General features: G+C 48.2%; 13 protein-coding genes. All 13 read right to left on the bottom strand.

The genetic code is table 11. The features are described 5' to 3' along the window. Positions 1-332 precede the first annotated feature (332 nt). The 13 genes from NKT06_RS03750 to purQ all read right to left on the bottom strand — a co-directional run bounded on the left by NKT06_RS03750 (position 333) and on the right by purQ (position 18011). On the bottom strand, positions 333-2624 hold the full coding sequence (locus NKT06_RS03750; protein WP_253430061.1) for a beta-glucosidase family protein: 2292 nt from the start codon (positions 2622-2624) through the stop codon (positions 333-335). A gap of 332 nt (positions 2625-2956) precedes the next feature. Beyond that, positions 2957-3562, bottom strand: a complete 606-nt coding sequence (locus NKT06_RS03745) for an alpha/beta hydrolase (RefSeq protein WP_253442369.1) — start codon at positions 3560-3562, stop codon at positions 2957-2959. Positions 3563-3576: 14 nt separating this feature from the next. Further along, entirely contained in the window at positions 3577-4527 is a 951-nt protein-coding gene (locus tag NKT06_RS03740; protein ID WP_301289712.1) for a ring-cleaving dioxygenase, read from the bottom strand. 260 nt (positions 4528-4787) lie between these two features. Continuing rightward, the gene (locus NKT06_RS03735) at positions 4788-5870 is read right to left on the bottom strand and encodes a hemolysin family protein (protein WP_253430058.1); all 1083 of its coding nucleotides are present in this window, start codon (positions 5868-5870) and stop codon (positions 4788-4790) included. 240 nt (positions 5871-6110) lie between these two features. After that, positions 6111-7448 carry a hemolysin family protein gene (locus tag NKT06_RS03730; RefSeq protein ID WP_253430055.1) on the bottom strand — a complete coding sequence of 446 codons (1338 nt, stop codon included), beginning with the start codon at positions 7446-7448 and terminating at the stop codon, positions 6111-6113. Positions 7449-8163: 715 nt separating this feature from the next. Continuing rightward, a complete protein-coding gene (purD, locus tag NKT06_RS03725; protein WP_253430052.1) occupies positions 8164-9429 on the bottom strand; it encodes a phosphoribosylamine--glycine ligase in 1266 nt (421 codons plus the stop codon). A 130-nt stretch (positions 9430-9559) separates the two neighbouring features. Next, positions 9560-11107 carry a bifunctional phosphoribosylaminoimidazolecarboxamide formyltransferase/IMP cyclohydrolase gene (gene purH, locus NKT06_RS03720; protein ID WP_253430049.1) on the bottom strand — a complete coding sequence of 516 codons (1548 nt, stop codon included), beginning with the start codon at positions 11105-11107 and terminating at the stop codon, positions 9560-9562. Between the two features lie 296 nt (positions 11108-11403). Then, on the bottom strand, positions 11404-12021 hold the full coding sequence (purN, locus tag NKT06_RS03715) for a phosphoribosylglycinamide formyltransferase (RefSeq protein ID WP_253430046.1): 618 nt from the start codon (positions 12019-12021) through the stop codon (positions 11404-11406). Beyond that, positions 12021-13061 (bottom strand): phosphoribosylformylglycinamidine cyclo-ligase, encoded by a 1041-nt coding sequence (gene purM / locus NKT06_RS03710; RefSeq protein WP_253430043.1) that lies wholly within the window; start codon positions 13059-13061, stop codon positions 12021-12023. The genes purN and purM overlap by 1 nt, the downstream gene beginning before the upstream one ends. A 129-nt stretch (positions 13062-13190) precedes the next feature. Then, positions 13191-13634, bottom strand: a complete 444-nt coding sequence (locus tag NKT06_RS03705) for an immunity 26/phosphotriesterase HocA family protein (protein WP_253430040.1) — start codon at positions 13632-13634, stop codon at positions 13191-13193. A gap of 3 nt (positions 13635-13637) precedes the next feature. After that, complete coding sequence (gene purF, locus NKT06_RS03700; protein WP_091038782.1) at positions 13638-15116, bottom strand: amidophosphoribosyltransferase; 1479 nt, start codon at positions 15114-15116, stop codon at positions 13638-13640. After that, entirely contained in the window at positions 15101-17344 is a 2244-nt protein-coding gene (purL, locus tag NKT06_RS03695; RefSeq protein ID WP_062329967.1) for a phosphoribosylformylglycinamidine synthase subunit PurL, read from the bottom strand. The genes purF and purL overlap by 16 nt, the downstream gene beginning before the upstream one ends. After that, complete coding sequence (purQ, locus tag NKT06_RS03690) at positions 17322-18011, bottom strand: phosphoribosylformylglycinamidine synthase subunit PurQ (RefSeq protein ID WP_253430037.1); 690 nt, start codon at positions 18009-18011, stop codon at positions 17322-17324. Before purQ ends, purL begins: the two co-directional genes overlap by 23 nt. Position 18012: the final 1 nt, after the last annotated feature.

Below are 18012 nucleotides of genomic sequence, written 5' to 3'. Positions count from 1 at the left end.
CTTTCACCGAATCTAATTGAAAATGATTATCAATTACTTCATTATAGAATAATCCATCCTTTACGACAACCATGTTGCTTCAGCAAGTTACAGCAGCCCTGTCACCTCTGTCACGTTGCAAGGATCACCTCACATCCCGCCGTCCCGTTAACCCTCCTTTTCCCTTATGCAAAAAGAAAACCCGATCCATCATCGGATCGGGTAACAGTACCAGCCACTATGCGGCTGGTCCTCACATACACCTTCTTGTGGCTTCGTGCGCAGTTCCTGCACGGATTGCAGAGTCACTCCATCCAAGGATGAACGAATATTCGGTCTATAGCTGCTGCGCTTTATCCCCGAATACCATGATCCTTCTTGTTTAGCTGCTCCAGAAGCTCATTCATCGCTTCCTCCGTCATGGCCCCACCGCTAAACGCAACCAGTGCACGCAGCGGCATATATTTCATCATTGCATCCATCATATCTGCATGATCACCCGCATCATCACCGCCAAATCCACTGGCCTCCTGGAATTGCTGCAAAGCCTGTTCCAATAGCTTCTTATGCGCCGGATCACGCTGGATATCACCCAATGTGCTATTACGCGTATAAGTGGGAAGGAATGTCGCTGTAGACTCGACATTCACCCGTGTATGCACATGAATGTCCCGAGAGGAGCTGCCCACCTGAATCTCGAACTCTCCTGTCTCCACATGCCAGTCCTTGATATCTACATTGTAATAGGCGAATGAACGCTTATTTAGTGTAAAACTCACTAATTTTGACTCTCCAGGTTCAAGCGCTACTTTGGCAAAAGCCTTCAGTTCTTTGACCGGACGAATAACTGTGCTCTCTACGTCGCTAACATACAGCTGTACAATCTCCTTGCCCGCTCTGTCTCCGGTATTAGTGACCCGAACTTGCACATTCACCTCATCATGATCAGTCAGTTCCGTGCGGTCTACCTTCAGGTCAGCATATTCAAATGTTGTATAACTTAGTCCATAACCAAACGGGAACAGGGGCTCCAGTTCTTTTTTGTCATAATAGCGATATCCAACAAAGATGCCTTCCCGATAATCGACACGATCGCCTTCGCCCGGAAAATTCAGATAAGATGGATTATGGCTCAGCTTGGCTGGGAACGTCTCCGCCAGTTTACCGGACGGATTCACCTCACCATACAACAGATCTGCGATCGCTCCACCAACCGCCTGTCCACCAAGATACGCTTCAAGCACAGCTTGTACTTGCGGCAGCCAAGGCATCTCCACTGGAGATCCGTTGCTCAGCACAACGACCATACGGGATTGAACCTTCGCAATCTCTTCAATCAGTCGAATATGATTGTCAGGCAGACGCAGATGGACACGATCATACCCTTCGGATTCATAACGATCTGGCAATCCAACAAACACAACAGCGGTATCCGCCGACTGCGCTGCCTGAACAGCCTCATGCATTAATGTCTCATCCACATCATCCGCTTCAAGCCGATAACCTGGGGCATACGAGAAGGTTACACCTTCGCCAGCCACCTGGGTCATCTCTTCCACAATATCATCCACTTTGGTCGGATTAATGTGTGAACTGCCGCCGCCCTGGAAGCGAGGTTTACGCGCAAATGCTCCGATTAACGCCACTTCGCCTTCACGGCCCAGCGGCAGGAGACCTTCTTCATTTTTCAACAAAACCATACTCTCGGCTGCCACCTTGCGCGCAAGTTGGTGATGCTCATCCTTGTTATATGTAGCCCCTTCTTTCTTTTGATCAACGGCATTGAAGATCAGCGTAAGCAGACGCTCCACCGCCCGATCCAGCTTGTCCAGCGGCAGTTGTCCGCTCTCTACGGCATCGATTACTTTACGCTCACCGATTCCACCGCTTGTTGGCATCTCCAGTTCCAGTCCTGCTGCAAGGGCGTCTGCACGTTCATTGACCGCACCCCAGTCTGATACCACAAGACCTTCGTGACCCCATTCGTCTTTCAGGATGTCGGTAAGCAACCATTCATTCTCACCAGCATACGTACCGTTCACCTTATTGTAGGAACACATCACCGTCCACGGCTGTCCATCCTTCACCGCACCTTCGAAGCTCGCCAGATAGATCTCACGTAGCGTCCGTTCATCCACCACCGCATCAATCGACATGCGTCGTTCTTCCTGATTATTGACTGCAAAGTGTTTGAGAGACGTACCCACACCCTGACTCTGCACACCTTGAATATGACCGGTAGCCATCTGCGTAGATAACAACGGATCTTCGGAAAAGTATTCAAAATTACGCCCGCCCAGCGGGGAACGTTTAATATTCACACCCGGACCAAGCAATACCGCTACATCCTCGGCCTGACATTCCTCACCCAGGGCCACCCCGACCTGACGCGCCAGCTCCTTGTCCCATGAACTAGCCAGTCCTGCCGCAGACGGAAAACAGGTTGCAGGTACGCTCGACGTAAGTCCTAGATGATCTGCACTCCCATCCTGCTTGCGCAGCCCGTGAGGTCCGTCCGTCACCATGATGGATGGGATGCCAAGACGCTCCACCCCTTTCAGATGCCAAAAGTCCAGTCCCGAGCACATACCCGCTTTTTCCTCCAGTGTCATCCGCTGTACCAGTTCCTTGATGTTACGTTCCACATTAACCCCTCCAGTTCATGATGTTGATACAATTTACACTGCACTCCGATGACAGAACACTTCGTTCTTCTTTTTTCTGTCTTCTCCGTTGTCATGTAAATCTTTAGTTGGATTTAAGTAATATAACAAGAATACATCTTCAACTATTGATTATTCAAATGTTTACCCCGTTCGTCACGCTTACATAACAGCAACTCTTCGTTTGCTTCACAAGCCAAAATAAAATAAAAAAACAGCCCGATTTCATTTTCCATCAGGGCTGTTTTTAACTGCTTTAGCTTCACGATACCTAGGACTAAATATACCAATCACTCAATAAGGAGACCCCTATCTTACGCCTGCGTCTTAAACCAAGCTGCCGCGGCTTCTGCCTCGGTACGAGTCAACTGATGACCCTGGCGCTCCCAATACGTGTTTACATCCGCACCTGCACCACTGAGCAGCGAAGCAAGTTCCTCAGTTTCACGTCTGGGTACAATCGGATCGTTCTCGCCTGCACCAATGAACACAGGCAGACCTTTCAGATCCGGCAATTCCAGTCCGCGCAGCGGTACCATTGGATGATGCAGAATTGCACCTTTGAATACATCCGCTTGATGGAAGATCAAGCTTGCCGCAATGTTGGCACCGTTAGAGTAACCCAGTGCATACACGTTGGACCGATCGAAACCGTATTCCGCCGCAGCTGCATCTACAAAAGATCCCAACTCTGCCGTACGAGCAATCAGATCTTCTTCATCAAAAATACCTTCCGCCAAGCGGCGGAAGAAACGGGGCATCCCGTTCTCCGATACGTTACCTCGCACCCCAAGTATGCCAGCTCCTGGCGCGATCATCTCCGCAAGACCGATCAGATCGTTCTCGGTTCCCCCTGTGCCATGAAGCAACAGGATTGTTGGAGCATCCGGCTGAGCACCTGCTTTATAGATATGTTTCATTGTATTGGTTGTGGTCATGATTTGGACTCTCCTTTCCATTCACGTACTTCAATTCGTGGCAACAATTGTTCAATCTGTTCGCGCTGTGGTTCATACCATTCAGGCAACATCAGTTTCTCACCCATGCTCTCTGCTGGTTCATCCCGTGCAAATCCCGGAGGATCCGTAGCCAATTCGAACAGTATGCCTCCCGGCTCCCGGAAATACACAGCGTTGAAGTATTGACGGTCAATGACTGGTGTTGGATGATACCCGGATTGTTCAAGATCCTGCTGAATTTGTTCATGCTCCGCGTAGTCTTTGGCACGCCATGCAATATGGTGAACTGTTCCGGCTCCACCAATCCCGCGTTGGATGCCTGTGGACTGAATGTCAATGATCTGGCCAATATCGCCGCTTGCCTGGAGACGAAGGAGTCCGTTCTCTTCACCAACTTGCTCCAGACCCAGTTTGCTTACCAAGACGTCCATGGTTTTTTCAGGAACGTGGCTGAACAATACAGCTCCGCCAAATCCTTTGATGGCATGCTCCGGTGTCACACCGTTGAAACTCCAGTTGCTTGGCTGACCACCTTCGCGCTCAACCAGTTCAAGCAACAGGCCACCTTTATCGAAGAAACGAATGTACTGCTCACCGAATCTGGTTTTATCTTCATACGGAATGTCGAAGGAAGTAAGACGTTCTTTCCAGAAAGGCAAGCTTCCTACAGGTACCGCATATACGGTAACTCCAGTCTGACCTGAACCAATAACACCTCTTCTTGAATTCTGCTGTGGGAAAAAGGTGATGATTGTGCCCGGTGCACCCTGCTCATTCCCATAATACAAGTGATACACGTCTGGTGCATCAAAGTTAATTGTTTTTTTCACCAATCTGAGCGCCAACACGCCTGCGTAAAAATCAACGTTTTTCTGTGCATCGTCTACAAAAGCTGTAATGTGATGAATTCCTGTAGTTCTGAACATAATCTCCACTCCCTTGGATTTAGTATTTAGTCGTATCATAGGTTGTTTTTGCATCTTTTATTTATTTTGTTTTTGTTATTTATCTTTAAGTTAAGATTCTTTAAATTTATATTAATCCATTGGACTGCAATATGCAAGCATTTATTTTAAAATTAAGATTAAAACCAAAAAAACAGGCCCCGAGCACCTCGGGAACCTGCTTATCGTTATAACAATTACGTTGTTTCACCAATCCTGTAATATCTTTGTATCACTGCTTCTTAAACCAATTTCATTCTTTTTGGTGGATTCACCAAATCTTTGTGCTCGTATTCGTCCTTGATATCTCCAACAATCTCTTCAAGGATATCCTCCATCGTAACCATACCTACCGTAGCACCTGCCTCGTTTTTCACGGTTGCAATGTGTACGCGGCTTTGCTGCATCTGGATCAGCACATCCTTGATGGGAGAACGCTCGGAGAAACTCGGCGTATGATGGACATATGTCTCCATATTGAAGGCGCGGCCTGCCGCCACACTCGTCAGCATTTCTTTCGTGTTGATGAAACCAACAAAATGCGCCTGATCTCCATTTGCAATAACAGGATATCTCGTGTATTCGTGTCGATTCAGCGTCTCAATGATCTGATCAAGCGGCATTTCTTTATTCAACGTAACGATTTTATCTCTTGGAATCATGATCTCCTGAAGCAAACGCTCATCAAAAGCAAATATGTTCTTCAGATAATCCAGCTCCGTCTGGTTGATCTCGCCACTCTCATAGCTCTGTGCCATAATCAGCTTCAGCTCTTCTTCCGAGTGAACGGTATCATGCCCGGCAGGTTTTACTCCAAAAATACCAAGCAACAGACGAGCAGCTCCATTCAGCGCGTAGATGAAAGGATTCATGATTTTACCGAACCAGTACAGAGGTGGTGCCAGCAACAGCGTCATTCTCTCTGCAAACTGAATCGCCAGTGTTTTCGGTGCCAATTCACCAATAACCACGTGCAGGAACGTAATAATCGCGAGAGCAATACCATAGGAAAGCACGGTAGACAACGCCGCCGGCACTTCCATGCGCTCAAATAACGGGTGCAGCATTTTCTCAACGGTAGGTTCACCCAGGGCTCCCAATACCAGAGCCGTGATGGTAATCCCCAATTGACATGCCGACAGATAATAATCCAGGTTGTGCGCCACTTTTTTGGCCAGTACTGCCTTTTTGTTACCTTCCGAGATCAATTGATCGATTCGGGACATCCGTACTTTAAGAATTGCAAATTCGGCTCCAACGAAAAAGGCTGTCAGACCTATAAATACGGCTACTAAAAATAAATTCAAGGCTATTATTCCGTCCAATGATTTCCCTCAGATTGAGGGATTCACCTCCAAGTAAAATTTATATTAAGGTTGCACGAGTGACGTTCCGGTGACGGCTCGTTCTTCCAATCGCCATTGCCTCCCAATTTCGCTGATTGTTGTTTTCAGTGGTTTAAAATTGGTTTGCAAACGCGAACGCTGCGCTTCTTCAGAATCGATTCCGTCCCCTACACTGCTACGTTATCGCAAAAATTAAATTTTAAAAAAATTTCCGCAACATCACGCCAAATCGCTTGCAGCTTCCTCAACTTCAGCGCCGCTCACTCGTTCCAGAAGAACTTGCTTGATGTGATAGTTCTCGGCGTCCACCACGGTCCAGACATAATCCCCGTGTTCTACCGTGTCGCCTTTTTCCACACCTACACCCTTCTGGTACTGAATCCATCCGGCCACCGTATCCATCTCTTCATTTCCTTCAAAGCTAAGCCCGAACTGCCGTTCCACTTCATCCAAAAGTACCCGACCATTAATGAGATATTGATTCTCTCCGGTCTCCTGGATATCAGCCACCTCATCGGCATCGAATTCATCACGAATCTCACCGACCAGCTCCTCCAGAATATCCTCCATCGTAATGATTCCCGAAGTACCGCCGTACTCATCCACAACAACGGCCATGTGTACACGTTCCTGCTGCATTTTAATCATCGCATCCTGGATACGTGTAACTTCGGAAACGAATGGGATCTCGCGAACAAACTCGCTCAGTTGATACGATCTAGCAGCAACCATGTCAGGCAAAATCTTTTTCACATTCACGACGCCGATGATACGGTCCTTGTCCCCGTCCTCAATGACAGGGTAACGTGAATAGTTATGTTCATCCAATATAGGAATAATATCGTCATAGGTCATATCCTGATCTAATGTCACCAGTTCCGTACGCGGTACCATGATGTCTTTGGCATCACGTTCGTCGAATACAAATACATTTTCCAGATATGAAAGCTTGGTCTTGTTGTTCTCGTCACCTTCGTAACTCTGGTTCATGATGATCTTGATCTCGTCCTCCGAGTACGCTTGATCATGTTCGGCAGGCTTCACACCGAATCCACGCAGAATAACACGTGATGCTCCATTGAGGGCCCAGATGAACGGATACATGATTTTACCAAACCAATATAAAGGCGGCGAGAGCAATAACGTCAGTTTTTCCGAAAACTGAATCGCCAATGTTTTGGGTGCCATCTCACCAACAACCACATGCAAGAACGTAACCAGAATAAAGGCAATCGCATAGGAAGCAATGGATGAGATCGAAGGTGACACGTTCAGGTAATCAAATACCGGATATAACAATCTCTCAACCGTCGGTTTTCCGAGCGCTCCAAGTCCTAGAGCAGTGACCGTAATACCGAGCTGACAGGCTGACAGATAATAATCCAGATCCGAGACAACTTTTTTGGCGAGTACAGCCTTTTTATTGCCCTCGGCAACCAGTTGATCCACTCTTGATGTACGAATTTTGACTACAGCGAACTCCGATGCTACGAAAAATGCAGTCAATGCAATCAAGATAATAAGTAAAACGATATTCAATATGGTAATTATGTCCAATGATTTCCCCGATTCTCAGGGATTCACCTCCAGAGATAGTTACAGCGTGATCCGTTAACTGTGTTAACCATTCATCCGCTGTTAGTCTTTCAATACGACGTCTGCCTTATATAAAATCGATTTCAATGATAATTTTTGTATAAGTCTTACGTTTGACCTTGTAAAATTACAAAACAGGAATTCAAGATGAAGTCAATGACTTGCAGAAACTTCTTCGTTCAAATCGGGTTACCCCTCATGCTGTCAATTGTTCCTCGCTTAACTCCACCTAGATTCGCCATTTGGACAATTTACAATATCGCCTACCCAATAGATATCCACCTCCCCTCGTACTCATTCCTGTTTCCGAAAAGTATACCATGTTTCCCTCTCAACCATCCAGTTGCACGTTATGGTTTGGAACAAGGTTACAGTATAATGTTCACAAATTAGTCTCTATGTATGTTACGTACTTTATATAATATGATTAATATAGCCTTATAATGTGATATTGTTCACATGCTTAGTATAGTCCAATTTATAAAAATACTACCCTGTACTTTTGCGCATTAAACATACCTGAACCTCCAGATTCACTCCTGTTTTGTACCTTTCCCGTGTCTTTATCCTATAGACAAGTCCGCTCGTTTACACAAGATACATCTATATACGCAGCAAAGAGCCCGCAGGATGCAAATACCTTTCCGGTACACATCTTTCGGACTCTTTGTTCATTCTATACCAGTGCCTTAGCAGCAATATCCGTCCGCTGATGTTTGCCATCGAATTGGATACGTTCCGCCTGTGCATAGGCTTTGTTTCTAGCTTCGGCAATATTCGCACCAAGGCCAACTACGCCCAGGATCCGTCCACCGTTGGTGACCCAGTCTCCTGCTTCACTACGCGCTGTACCTGCGTGGAATACCACGGCTTCATCCACTTGATCCAGTCCTTCAATGACTACACCTTTGGCATAAGGACCTGGATACCCGCCTGAAGCAAGTACCACACATACAGCGGCTTCATCGCTCCATTCAATCTCAATGTCAGCCAGCTTGCCATGGACGGTTGCCCAGAAGATATCAAATAAATCACTCTTCAGACGCGGCAAAACAACCTGTGTTTCGGGATCACCGAAACGTGCGTTGAACTCAATCGTTTTGGGTTTACCATCAGGCGAAATCATCAATCCAGCAAACAATACACCCTGGAATGGACGTCCCTCGGACACCATTGCTTTGGCAGTTGGTTTGATGATCGTTTCCACAGCCTCCTCAATAATGGAAGCCGGGATATGTGGCAATGGTGAATATGTCCCCATACCGCCTGTGTTTGGCCCCTGATCATTATCGAACACGGGTTTGTGATCCTGTGCTGCGGCCATCGGACGAACCGTTTCCCCATCAACAAAGGCCAGAATGGACATTTCTTGACCTGCCAGGAATTCCTCGATGATCACTTTCGCTCCCGCTTCACCAAACACTTTATCCACCATGATACTGCGAAGTGCCTGATCAGCCTCATCACGGGAATAAGCTACCGTCACACCTTTGCCCGCTGCCAGTCCATCTGCCTTGATGACAACTGGAATTGTTTGTTCATTCAGGTAGGCTTGAGCCTGTTCGTAGTTATTGAATTTCTCATAAGCTGCCGTTGGAATGTTGTATTTGTGCAGCAGATCCTTCATGAACGTTTTACTTCCCTCGATCTCTGCTGCATTGCGACGAGGTCCGAATACCGGAATACCAGTGGAGTCAAACGCATCCACGATCCCATCCGCCAGCGGATCATCCGGACCAATAACCACTAATCCTACTTGAAGCTCTACAGCAAGAGCCGTTAGTTTATCGAATTCATTTACTGCAATCGCATGACACTCAGCCAGCTGAGCAATGCCTGCATTTCCCGGTGCACAGTGAATCTTGCCTGTCTTTGGACTCTTCGCCAGTGCCCAGATGATTGCGTGCTCCCGGCCACCGCCGCCTACTACCAGAATATCCATTCGCTCTGTTCCCCCTCCGTGCATAACTGGATTTGTTACGCTACTGCGTATTGAACAACCTAAAAAATAGGGGGTGTACCATAAGTCATAAGTATGACTGGCGACACCCCTTATTTGAACCTTTTCCGCTCTAGTGTTTGAAGTGACGAACGCCTGTGAAGACCATGGCAATTCCGTATTCATTGGCTACTTTAATGGATTCTTCATCCTTGATCGAACCGCCAGGTTGAATCACTGCTGTAATTCCGGCTTTTGCTGCCAGTTCCAACGTATCCCCCATTGGGAAGAACGCATCCGATGCCAGAATGGCACCTTTTGCTTGCTCGCCTGCTTGCTCAATCGCAATTTTGGCTGCACCCACACGATTCATTTGTCCAGCGCCCACACCTACCGTCATATCATTCGCAGCAAGTACAATCGCGTTGGATTTCACATGTTTAACTACTTTCCAGCCAAACAACAGCTGTTTCAGTTCTTCTTCCGATGGTGCACGATCAGTTACCACGTTCAGCTCGCTCGCTTCAATGGAGTGCACATCGGACTGTTGCACGATCATACCACCGTCGATGGAAGTTACAACGAATTGGCTCTCCCGTTTACGAGCAGCATTCAGTTCACCCGTTTTGAGCAAACGAATGTTTTTCTTCTTCGTCAGAATATCGAGTGCCTCTTGCGTAAAGTCAGGAGCAAGTACGATTTCCAGGAAAATCTCGCTCAATTTGCCTGCTGTATCGCTGTCGATAATGCGGTTTGCTGCCACAATTCCACCAAAGATGGACGTTGGGTCTGCAGCATATGCCTTGCTGTAAGCTTCATAGATACTTGCGCCAATGCCTACGCCGCATGGATTCATATGTTTAACCGCGACAACCGCCGGCTCTTCAAATTCTTTAACAATCTGCAATGCTGCGTTCGCATCGTTGATGTTATTGTAAGACAACTCTTTGCCATGCAATTGCTCGGCTGTTGTCAACGTATCTTGAGCAGCCAGCGGTTTGCGGTAGAATGCCGCCTGCTGATGTGGATTTTCGCCGTAACGCAAATCCTGGAGTTTTTCGTAAGTAACCGTCAGACGCTCTGGCAACGGATCACCATTCAGGTTGGAGAGATAGTCAGAAATCACTGCATCGTAAGCCGCTGTATGGCGGAACACTTTTGCTGCAAGCCGTTTGCGTGTTTCGAGAGTGGTATCTCCATTGCTGCGAACTTCTTCAAGCACCTTGCCGTAATCTGCTGTGTCAACAACGACACTAACATAAGCATGGTTTTTGGCAGCGGAACGAAGCATGGTTGGACCACCGATATCGATGTTCTCGATCGCGTCTTCGTATGTTACGTCCGGCTTGGCGATGGTATCCTGGAAGGGATAAAGGTTTACGACAACGAGGTCGATGTACCCCAGTCCGTTCTCCTCCATCTGACGCTTGTGCTCTTCGCTGTCACGAACAGCCAGCAAACCTCCATGAACTGCCGGATGCAATGTTTTGACACGTCCGTCCATAATTTCCGGAAATCCGGTCACATCCGAAATTCCGATGACAGGTACGCCTTCCTTCGACAATAGGCTGCTTGTACCTCCTGTCGAAATAATCTCCACACCCATTTGCGACAGCTCGCGGCAAAAGTCCACGATGCCTGTTTTATCCCATACGCTGACCAGCGCTCTTTTGATACTCACAATATGCTCCTCCTTTAATGTCCCATGGCTTCGCGTTTCCTGACGAAACACAGCCGATTTATTTCCCGAGAAATATCACAAAATGCGTACCAATATTCGACTTCTGTTATACAGTTGATAAATGGATTTTCACACTAAAACACTACGAGTCCAGAATAATCTTTCGATCGCTGTTATTCCTAGATTTTTTTGAACAATTTCTCAATGGGTAAAAATCCAGTAATAAAGGCGAGCGCTTTGCTTCTCCAGCTTATTTCTGTCCTCTGCGTTAATGTGTGAAACAGTTTAAAACTATATCAAACCGGTTTGTTAACAGTAACGTGACGTCCGTCTAATTGAACCAGACCTTGCGCGAACCAGGATACCACTTCAGGGTAAAGTTGCTGTTCGGCTGCATGGATGGAGCGGCTGATTGACTCAGGCGTATCCTCTGGCAGAATGGGAACTGGATGCTGGGCAATAATCGGTCCGGTATCCATACCTCCGTCTACGAAATGCACAGTCACACCCGTCACTTTCACACCATACTCAAGTGACTGTCCAATCGCATCCTTGCCTGCAAATGCCGGCAGCAAGGACGGATGAATGTTAATCAACCGCCCTGCGTAACGATCCACAACAACAGAAGTCAACAATCTCATATATCCGGCAAGAACGACCAAGTCGATCTCTCTGGATTCTAGCACTTCCACGATCTCAGCCTCATAGGCTTCACGGGAAGCATAATTTTTCGGAGTAAACAGATGACAATCCACGCCTGCATCCTGTGCCCGCTGCACAACACGTGCAGACGGTTTATCACACACGAGCAGATCTACGGATGCATTCAGCCCACCGTTCCGTACTGCATCGACCAATGACTGAAAGTTAGTCCCTTCACCCGAGGCAAATACAGCTATGCGGTAGTTCGCCATTAAACATCCGCTCCCGTGAAGGTTACTCGCGCATCTCCTTCAGTAACACGGCCAATGATGTACGCTTCTTCACCAGATGCTTTCAGTTGTTGCAGTGCTTCCGTTGCATCTGCTTCATTAACAACCAGTACAAGCCCAACACCCATGTTAAAGGTGGTGAACATGTCACGGTTCGAGACAGCGCCCTTTTCCTGTAATAGATTGAAGATCGGCAGGATCGGCCAAGAACCGTAGTTAATATCCACATTCACGTTGCTCGGCAACATACGTGGGATATTCTCGATGAAGCCACCACCTGTAATGTGTGCCATGCCTTTTACTTTTACCTTTTCGAGCAGGGACAACAGGGGTTTAACATAGATCTTCGTAGGTTCCAGCAGGGAATCACCCAGCTTACCGCCCAGTTCCGCTACTTCATCATGCAGATCAAGTCCCGCATCTTCCAACAAAAGTCTGCGTACCAGCGAGAAACCGTTACTGTGCACACCGCTAGAAGCCAATCCAATTACAGTGTCGCCAGGGGCGATGGTTGTACCGTTGATGATCTTTGCTTTGTCCACGATACCCACCGTAAATCCGGCAATATCGTATTCGCCTTCACTGTACATGCCCGGCATCTCCGCCGTCTCGCCACCGATCAGCGCACAACCCGATTGATGACAGCCTTCAGCGATACCCGCAACAATAGCTTCGATCTTCTCAGGAATGACTTTGTCACATGCCAGATAGTCGAGGAAGAAGAGTGGTTCTGCACCCTGTACCACAATGTCGTTCACACACATGGCTACCGCGTCGATTCCGATCGTGTCATGACGATCCATCGCAAATGCAATTTTCAGCTTGGTGCCTACGCCATCCGTACCGGATACAAGCACAGGCTCATCGTATTTATCTTTGTTCAAACCGAACAGGGCACCGAATCCACCCAGATCTGTCATCACTTCCGGACGGAAGGTACGCTTCACGTGTTTTTTCATCCGTTCAACCGCTTCATTACCTGCCGCGATATCGACGCCGGCCTTTTTATATGCTTCGGACACAACCATCACACCCTTCGTATCTTGTATAAATTGAACTAGTGTATTAACACGTACCTCTTCGGTAACTGAACAACCTTTCGATTGCCGTTATCTCCAGATTTTATCGTGTGAATGTTAAGTCCAACCTACCTATCCTTGCTCCATCTCTAACAGATGGTTTTGTACCAATTCAAACCCGGCTACGCCGGGCGTATTAAACTGACCATACTCTTCTATCGGGAGGTTACGAATGTACTCATCACCGCAGTATAAATGTCCAGCACACTGAAACACTCTCAGTTCTTCCTTTTCGGGCGTCAAAGGTGTGTTACCCACGATCCTCCACGATCCATTTCGGATATTGGCCGGAGAAGTAAATATGATGTTGCTTCTACGGTTTCCAAAGGAATAGAAGAGAAAATCGCCATTTTCCAACCTTACGGTTTCGTCACGCTGAATGCTCATCACGCCGAACGAAAATGCCTTTTTGAAACGGTCTTTAAATGCGCATACCACCTGGCATACCGCAAATCGGCCATCCTTCATCGGAATCAGGAACACGTCACCTTCGTTATAACTCTTTCTCATCTGCATGGATTAACAGCTGCAACCGAATTTTTCTTCGCCGCCAAAGTCGAGGCGGGTTGGGTAATCATTATCAAAACATGCGAGGCAAAGCCCGCCCTTGGGATCATCCTGATTATCTCCCTGAATGGATGCAATCAGTCCATCCGGACTGAGGAACGACAGGGAATCCGCATTTATTTCACGGCAAATCTCTTCCACCGACAGCTGTGAAGCAATCAATTCGCGGCTGTCCGGTGTATCGATGCCATAGAAACAAGGGTTTTTGAAAGGTGGCGATGTAATGCGTACATGAACTTCCGTTGCTCCTGCATCACGCAGCATGTTCACGATTCGGCGGGAGGTCGTTCCCCGTACAATGGAGTCGTCAATCATAACCACACGTTTGCCTTCGACAACACGACGCACAGCGCTCAGCTTCATCTTCACGCCCTGCTCCCGCAATTCCTGGCTTGGCTGGATAAACGTACGTCCGGTGTATTTATTTTTGATCATACCCATCTCATACGGAATGCCTGTCTGTTCAGCGTATCCAATCGCCGCCGAGATGCTGGAATCTGGTACCCCCGTAACCAAGTCCGCATCCACAAACGACTCAATCGCCATCCGGCTTCCCATCCGTTTACGGGCAGCATGCTGATTCGCACCATTCATATCACTATCTGGACGAGCAAAATATATATATTCCATCGCACATAATGCCTTGCGGTGTTTGTGATGATCAAAGCGATCTTCATGCAGTCCATCTGCATCCAGCACAAGCAGTTCACCGGGTTCAATATCACGAATTAACTCTGCCCCGATTGTTTCCAGCGCACACGTCTCGGAAGCAAACAGATATGCATCCCCGAGCTTACCCATCGTGAGCGGACGAAGTCCGTGTGGATCGGAAGCTACGAGCAGCTTGTCATTGGTCATGATCAGGAACGCATAACCGCCGACAATGCGCTGGAATGCCTCTTTGGCTGCTTCCACAAGCCCTTTGGAGGAACGTGCAATCAGATGCGCAATAACCTCGGTATCACTCGTTGTTTGGAAAATGGAACCGCTCTGCTCCAGCTCACGCCGGATCGTTGGTGCATTTACAATGTTACCGTTAGTCGCTACCGCCAGATCGCCATCACGGTATTTGAATACCAATGGCTGTGCGTTCGTCAGTTTACTGTCACCACTTGTTGAATACCGGACATGTCCAATGGAAATGTCCCCGGTTAACGTCTGCATCAGGTCTTTGGTGAACACTTCTTTCACCAGCCCCATGCCGCGATGATAGTTAAACTGGCTGCCATCACTCACACACATGCCTGCACTTTCTTCGCCCCGATGTTGCAGCGCATGCAGTCCATAATAGGAGAGTGAAGCCGCGTCAGGGTGTCTGAACACCCCGAACACGCCGCATTCTTCCTTCAATTTGTCGAGTCCTTCCTTGCCGGACCCTTCATTATAATAATCGCCTGTCCACAACGGTCCTGTCGTCAGTTCATGAGACATGGAATCGCATCCTCCCAGACCTGAGCCAAACCTCCTACAGGTTCGCTCACGGCTGATGTTCCGTTCAATTCAATCGTCAGGTTACTTCCTTCTACACGTCCAATCACAGCTACAGGTACACCGCGCTCACGTACAAATGCTTCAAGTTTCCCCGCTTGCTCTGGCGTAGCCGACAACAAGATACGGGATTGGCTCTCACTGAACAGAGCGTGATCTCCACGCAATGTCGTCTCCACATTCACCTGTGCTCCTACGTTACCGCTAATACAAGACTCTGCGAGTGCTACAGCCAAGCCGCCTTCAGACAAGTCATGTGCCGAGCGAACGAGACCAGATTGAATAGCTTCCAGCACCGTGCTGAGCAACGCTTTTTCCGTCTGCAAGTTCAGTTCTGGCGGACGGCCTTCCGTCTGACCATGAACCGCGTATTGCAGCTCGCTGCCGCCCAGTTCAGCTTTGGTCTCACCGAGGAGGATGATCACATCACCTTCGGATTTGAATGCCTGTGTCGTGATATGATCGGTATCATGAACGAGACCTACCATACCGACCACTGGCGTTGGATAGATGGAGCCTTTGGCGTTTTCATTGTACAGACTTACGTTACCACCGATAACCGGCGTATCCAGCACGCGGCAAGCTTCTGCCATACCGTCTACTGCTTTCTCCATTTGCCAGAAAATATCCGGTTTCTCCGGGTTACCGAAGTTCAGGTTGTCCGTAATCGCGAGTGGCTCTGCACCGGAACATACGATATTACGCGCTGCTTCACTTACGGCAATACGTCCGCCAACTTCAGGATCAAGATACACATAACGTCCATTACAGTCCGTTGTCATCGCGAGACCTTTGCGTGTGCCACGAATTGTAACTACGGCTGCGTCCGAACCTGGACGAACGGCAGTGCTTGTACGCACCATGTAATCATATTGATCATAAACCCATTTCTTACTTGCTACTGTTGGTGAAGCCAGCACTTGTTTCAGCGCTCCGCCGAGATCCGACACTTCGTCGTAACGAAGCGTGTCGATGGAAGCACTTTGCTCATAGTAGGCAGGTACAGAAGATGGTTTGTCATACACTGGGCACTCGTCAACAAGTGCTGTTACCGGCATGTCTCCAACCACTTCGCCGTGGTGGATCAATTTCAGACGACCGTCATCCGTTACTTTACCAACTTTGGCACAGATTACGCCCCAACGTTCAAAGATTTCCATCGCCTGTGCCTCATCCTTCGGCTCAACAACAAACAACATCCGTTCCTGGGACTCGGACAACATCATCTCGTAAGGTGTCATGCCTTCTTCACGCTGTGGCACCTGATCCAGATACAGTTCCAGACCGTTACCTGCTTTACTTGCCATCTCTGCACTCGAACATGTCAGACCGGCAGCACCCATATCCTGAATTCCGAGCACGATTCCCGTGTCGATCAATTCCAGACAGGATTCCATCACCAGTTTCTCCATAAACGGATCACCAACCTGAACCGCTGTCCGTTGGGACTCGGATTCTTCTGTCAGTTCAACGGATGCAAAGGTTGCTCCATGGATACCATCCCGGCCTGTTGGTGGCCCTACATAGTAAACTGGGTTCCCCACACCTTTAGCTACGCCACGCTGAATCTTGTCATGATCAATCAGACCCACACACATCGCGTTAACCAGCGGATTGCCTTCGTAGCTCTCATCAAACATGACTTCACCTGCAACGGTAGGAATACCGATACAGTTCCCGTATCCAGCAATGCCTGCTACCACATGTTCGAACAAATATTTAACGCGATCGCTCTCCAATTTGCCAAAACGAAGGGAGTTCAGCAATGCAACCGGTCTTGCGCCCATGGAGAAAATATCACGGATAATGCCGCCCACACCTGTTGCTGCGCCTTGATAAGGCTCAACTGCGGAAGGATGGTTATGGCTTTCAATTTTGAATACAACGGCCTGGTTATCCCCGATATCCACGATACCGGCACCTTCACCAGGTCCCATCAGGACACGTGGCCCCGTGGTTGGGAAGCGGCGCAGCAATGGCTTGGAGTTTTTATAAGCACAGTGCTCGGACCACATTACACTGAACACACCAATTTCCGTGTAGTTTGGCTTGCGCCCCATGAACTCACAGATCAACTCATACTCGCTGTCAGATACGCCCATTTGTGCGTAAAGTTTATGTTCTGCGACCTGTTCTGCTGTTGGTTCCTTAGCGGATAGCTGCTGCGTCATGCCGATCCCTCCATGCTTTCAAAATAGATGTAAACATACGTTTGCCGTCTTCCGAACCAAACAGTGAATCCACTGCACGCTCTGGATGCGGCATCATGCCGACCACGTTTCCAGCCTCGTTACAAACTCCTGCAATATCACCCAGGGAACCGTTCGGGTTGGTACCATACGTAAATACGATTTGGTTGTTCGCTTGCAGACTCGCGAGCGTCTCCTCGTCGCAATAATAGTTGCCTTCGCCGTGAGCAATCGGGATGATAATCTCTTCGCCCGGTGCATAGTCACGTGTAAATGGTGTATCTGTGTTCGCCACTTTCAATACCGTATCGTGACAACGGAATTTCAGGGACGTGTTGCGAATCAATGCCCCAGGGAGCAAACCTGCTTCCGTCAGAATCTGGAATCCGTTGCAAATGCCCAAAATATATTTACCTTGTTCAGCAGCTTTCGCTACCTCGTTCATTACCGGTGCAAAGCGGGAAATCGCTCCGCAACGCAGGTAGTCACCATATGAGAAACCACCCGGAACCAAAATACAATCATAAGCCGATAGATCTGTAGCCGTGTGCCATACATAATCAACCTCTTGTCCAATCGCATCTTCCACTGCCTTGTAACAGTCGATGTCGCAGTTGGAGCCAGGGAACACAAGAACTGCAAATTTCATG

This window comes from Paenibacillus sp. 1781tsa1, assembly GCF_024159265.1.
Lineage (GTDB): Bacteria > Bacillota > Bacilli > Paenibacillales > Paenibacillaceae > Paenibacillus.
Note: the sequence above shows the minus strand (reverse complement) of the source record. Positions and strands in the feature narration are given on the sequence as shown.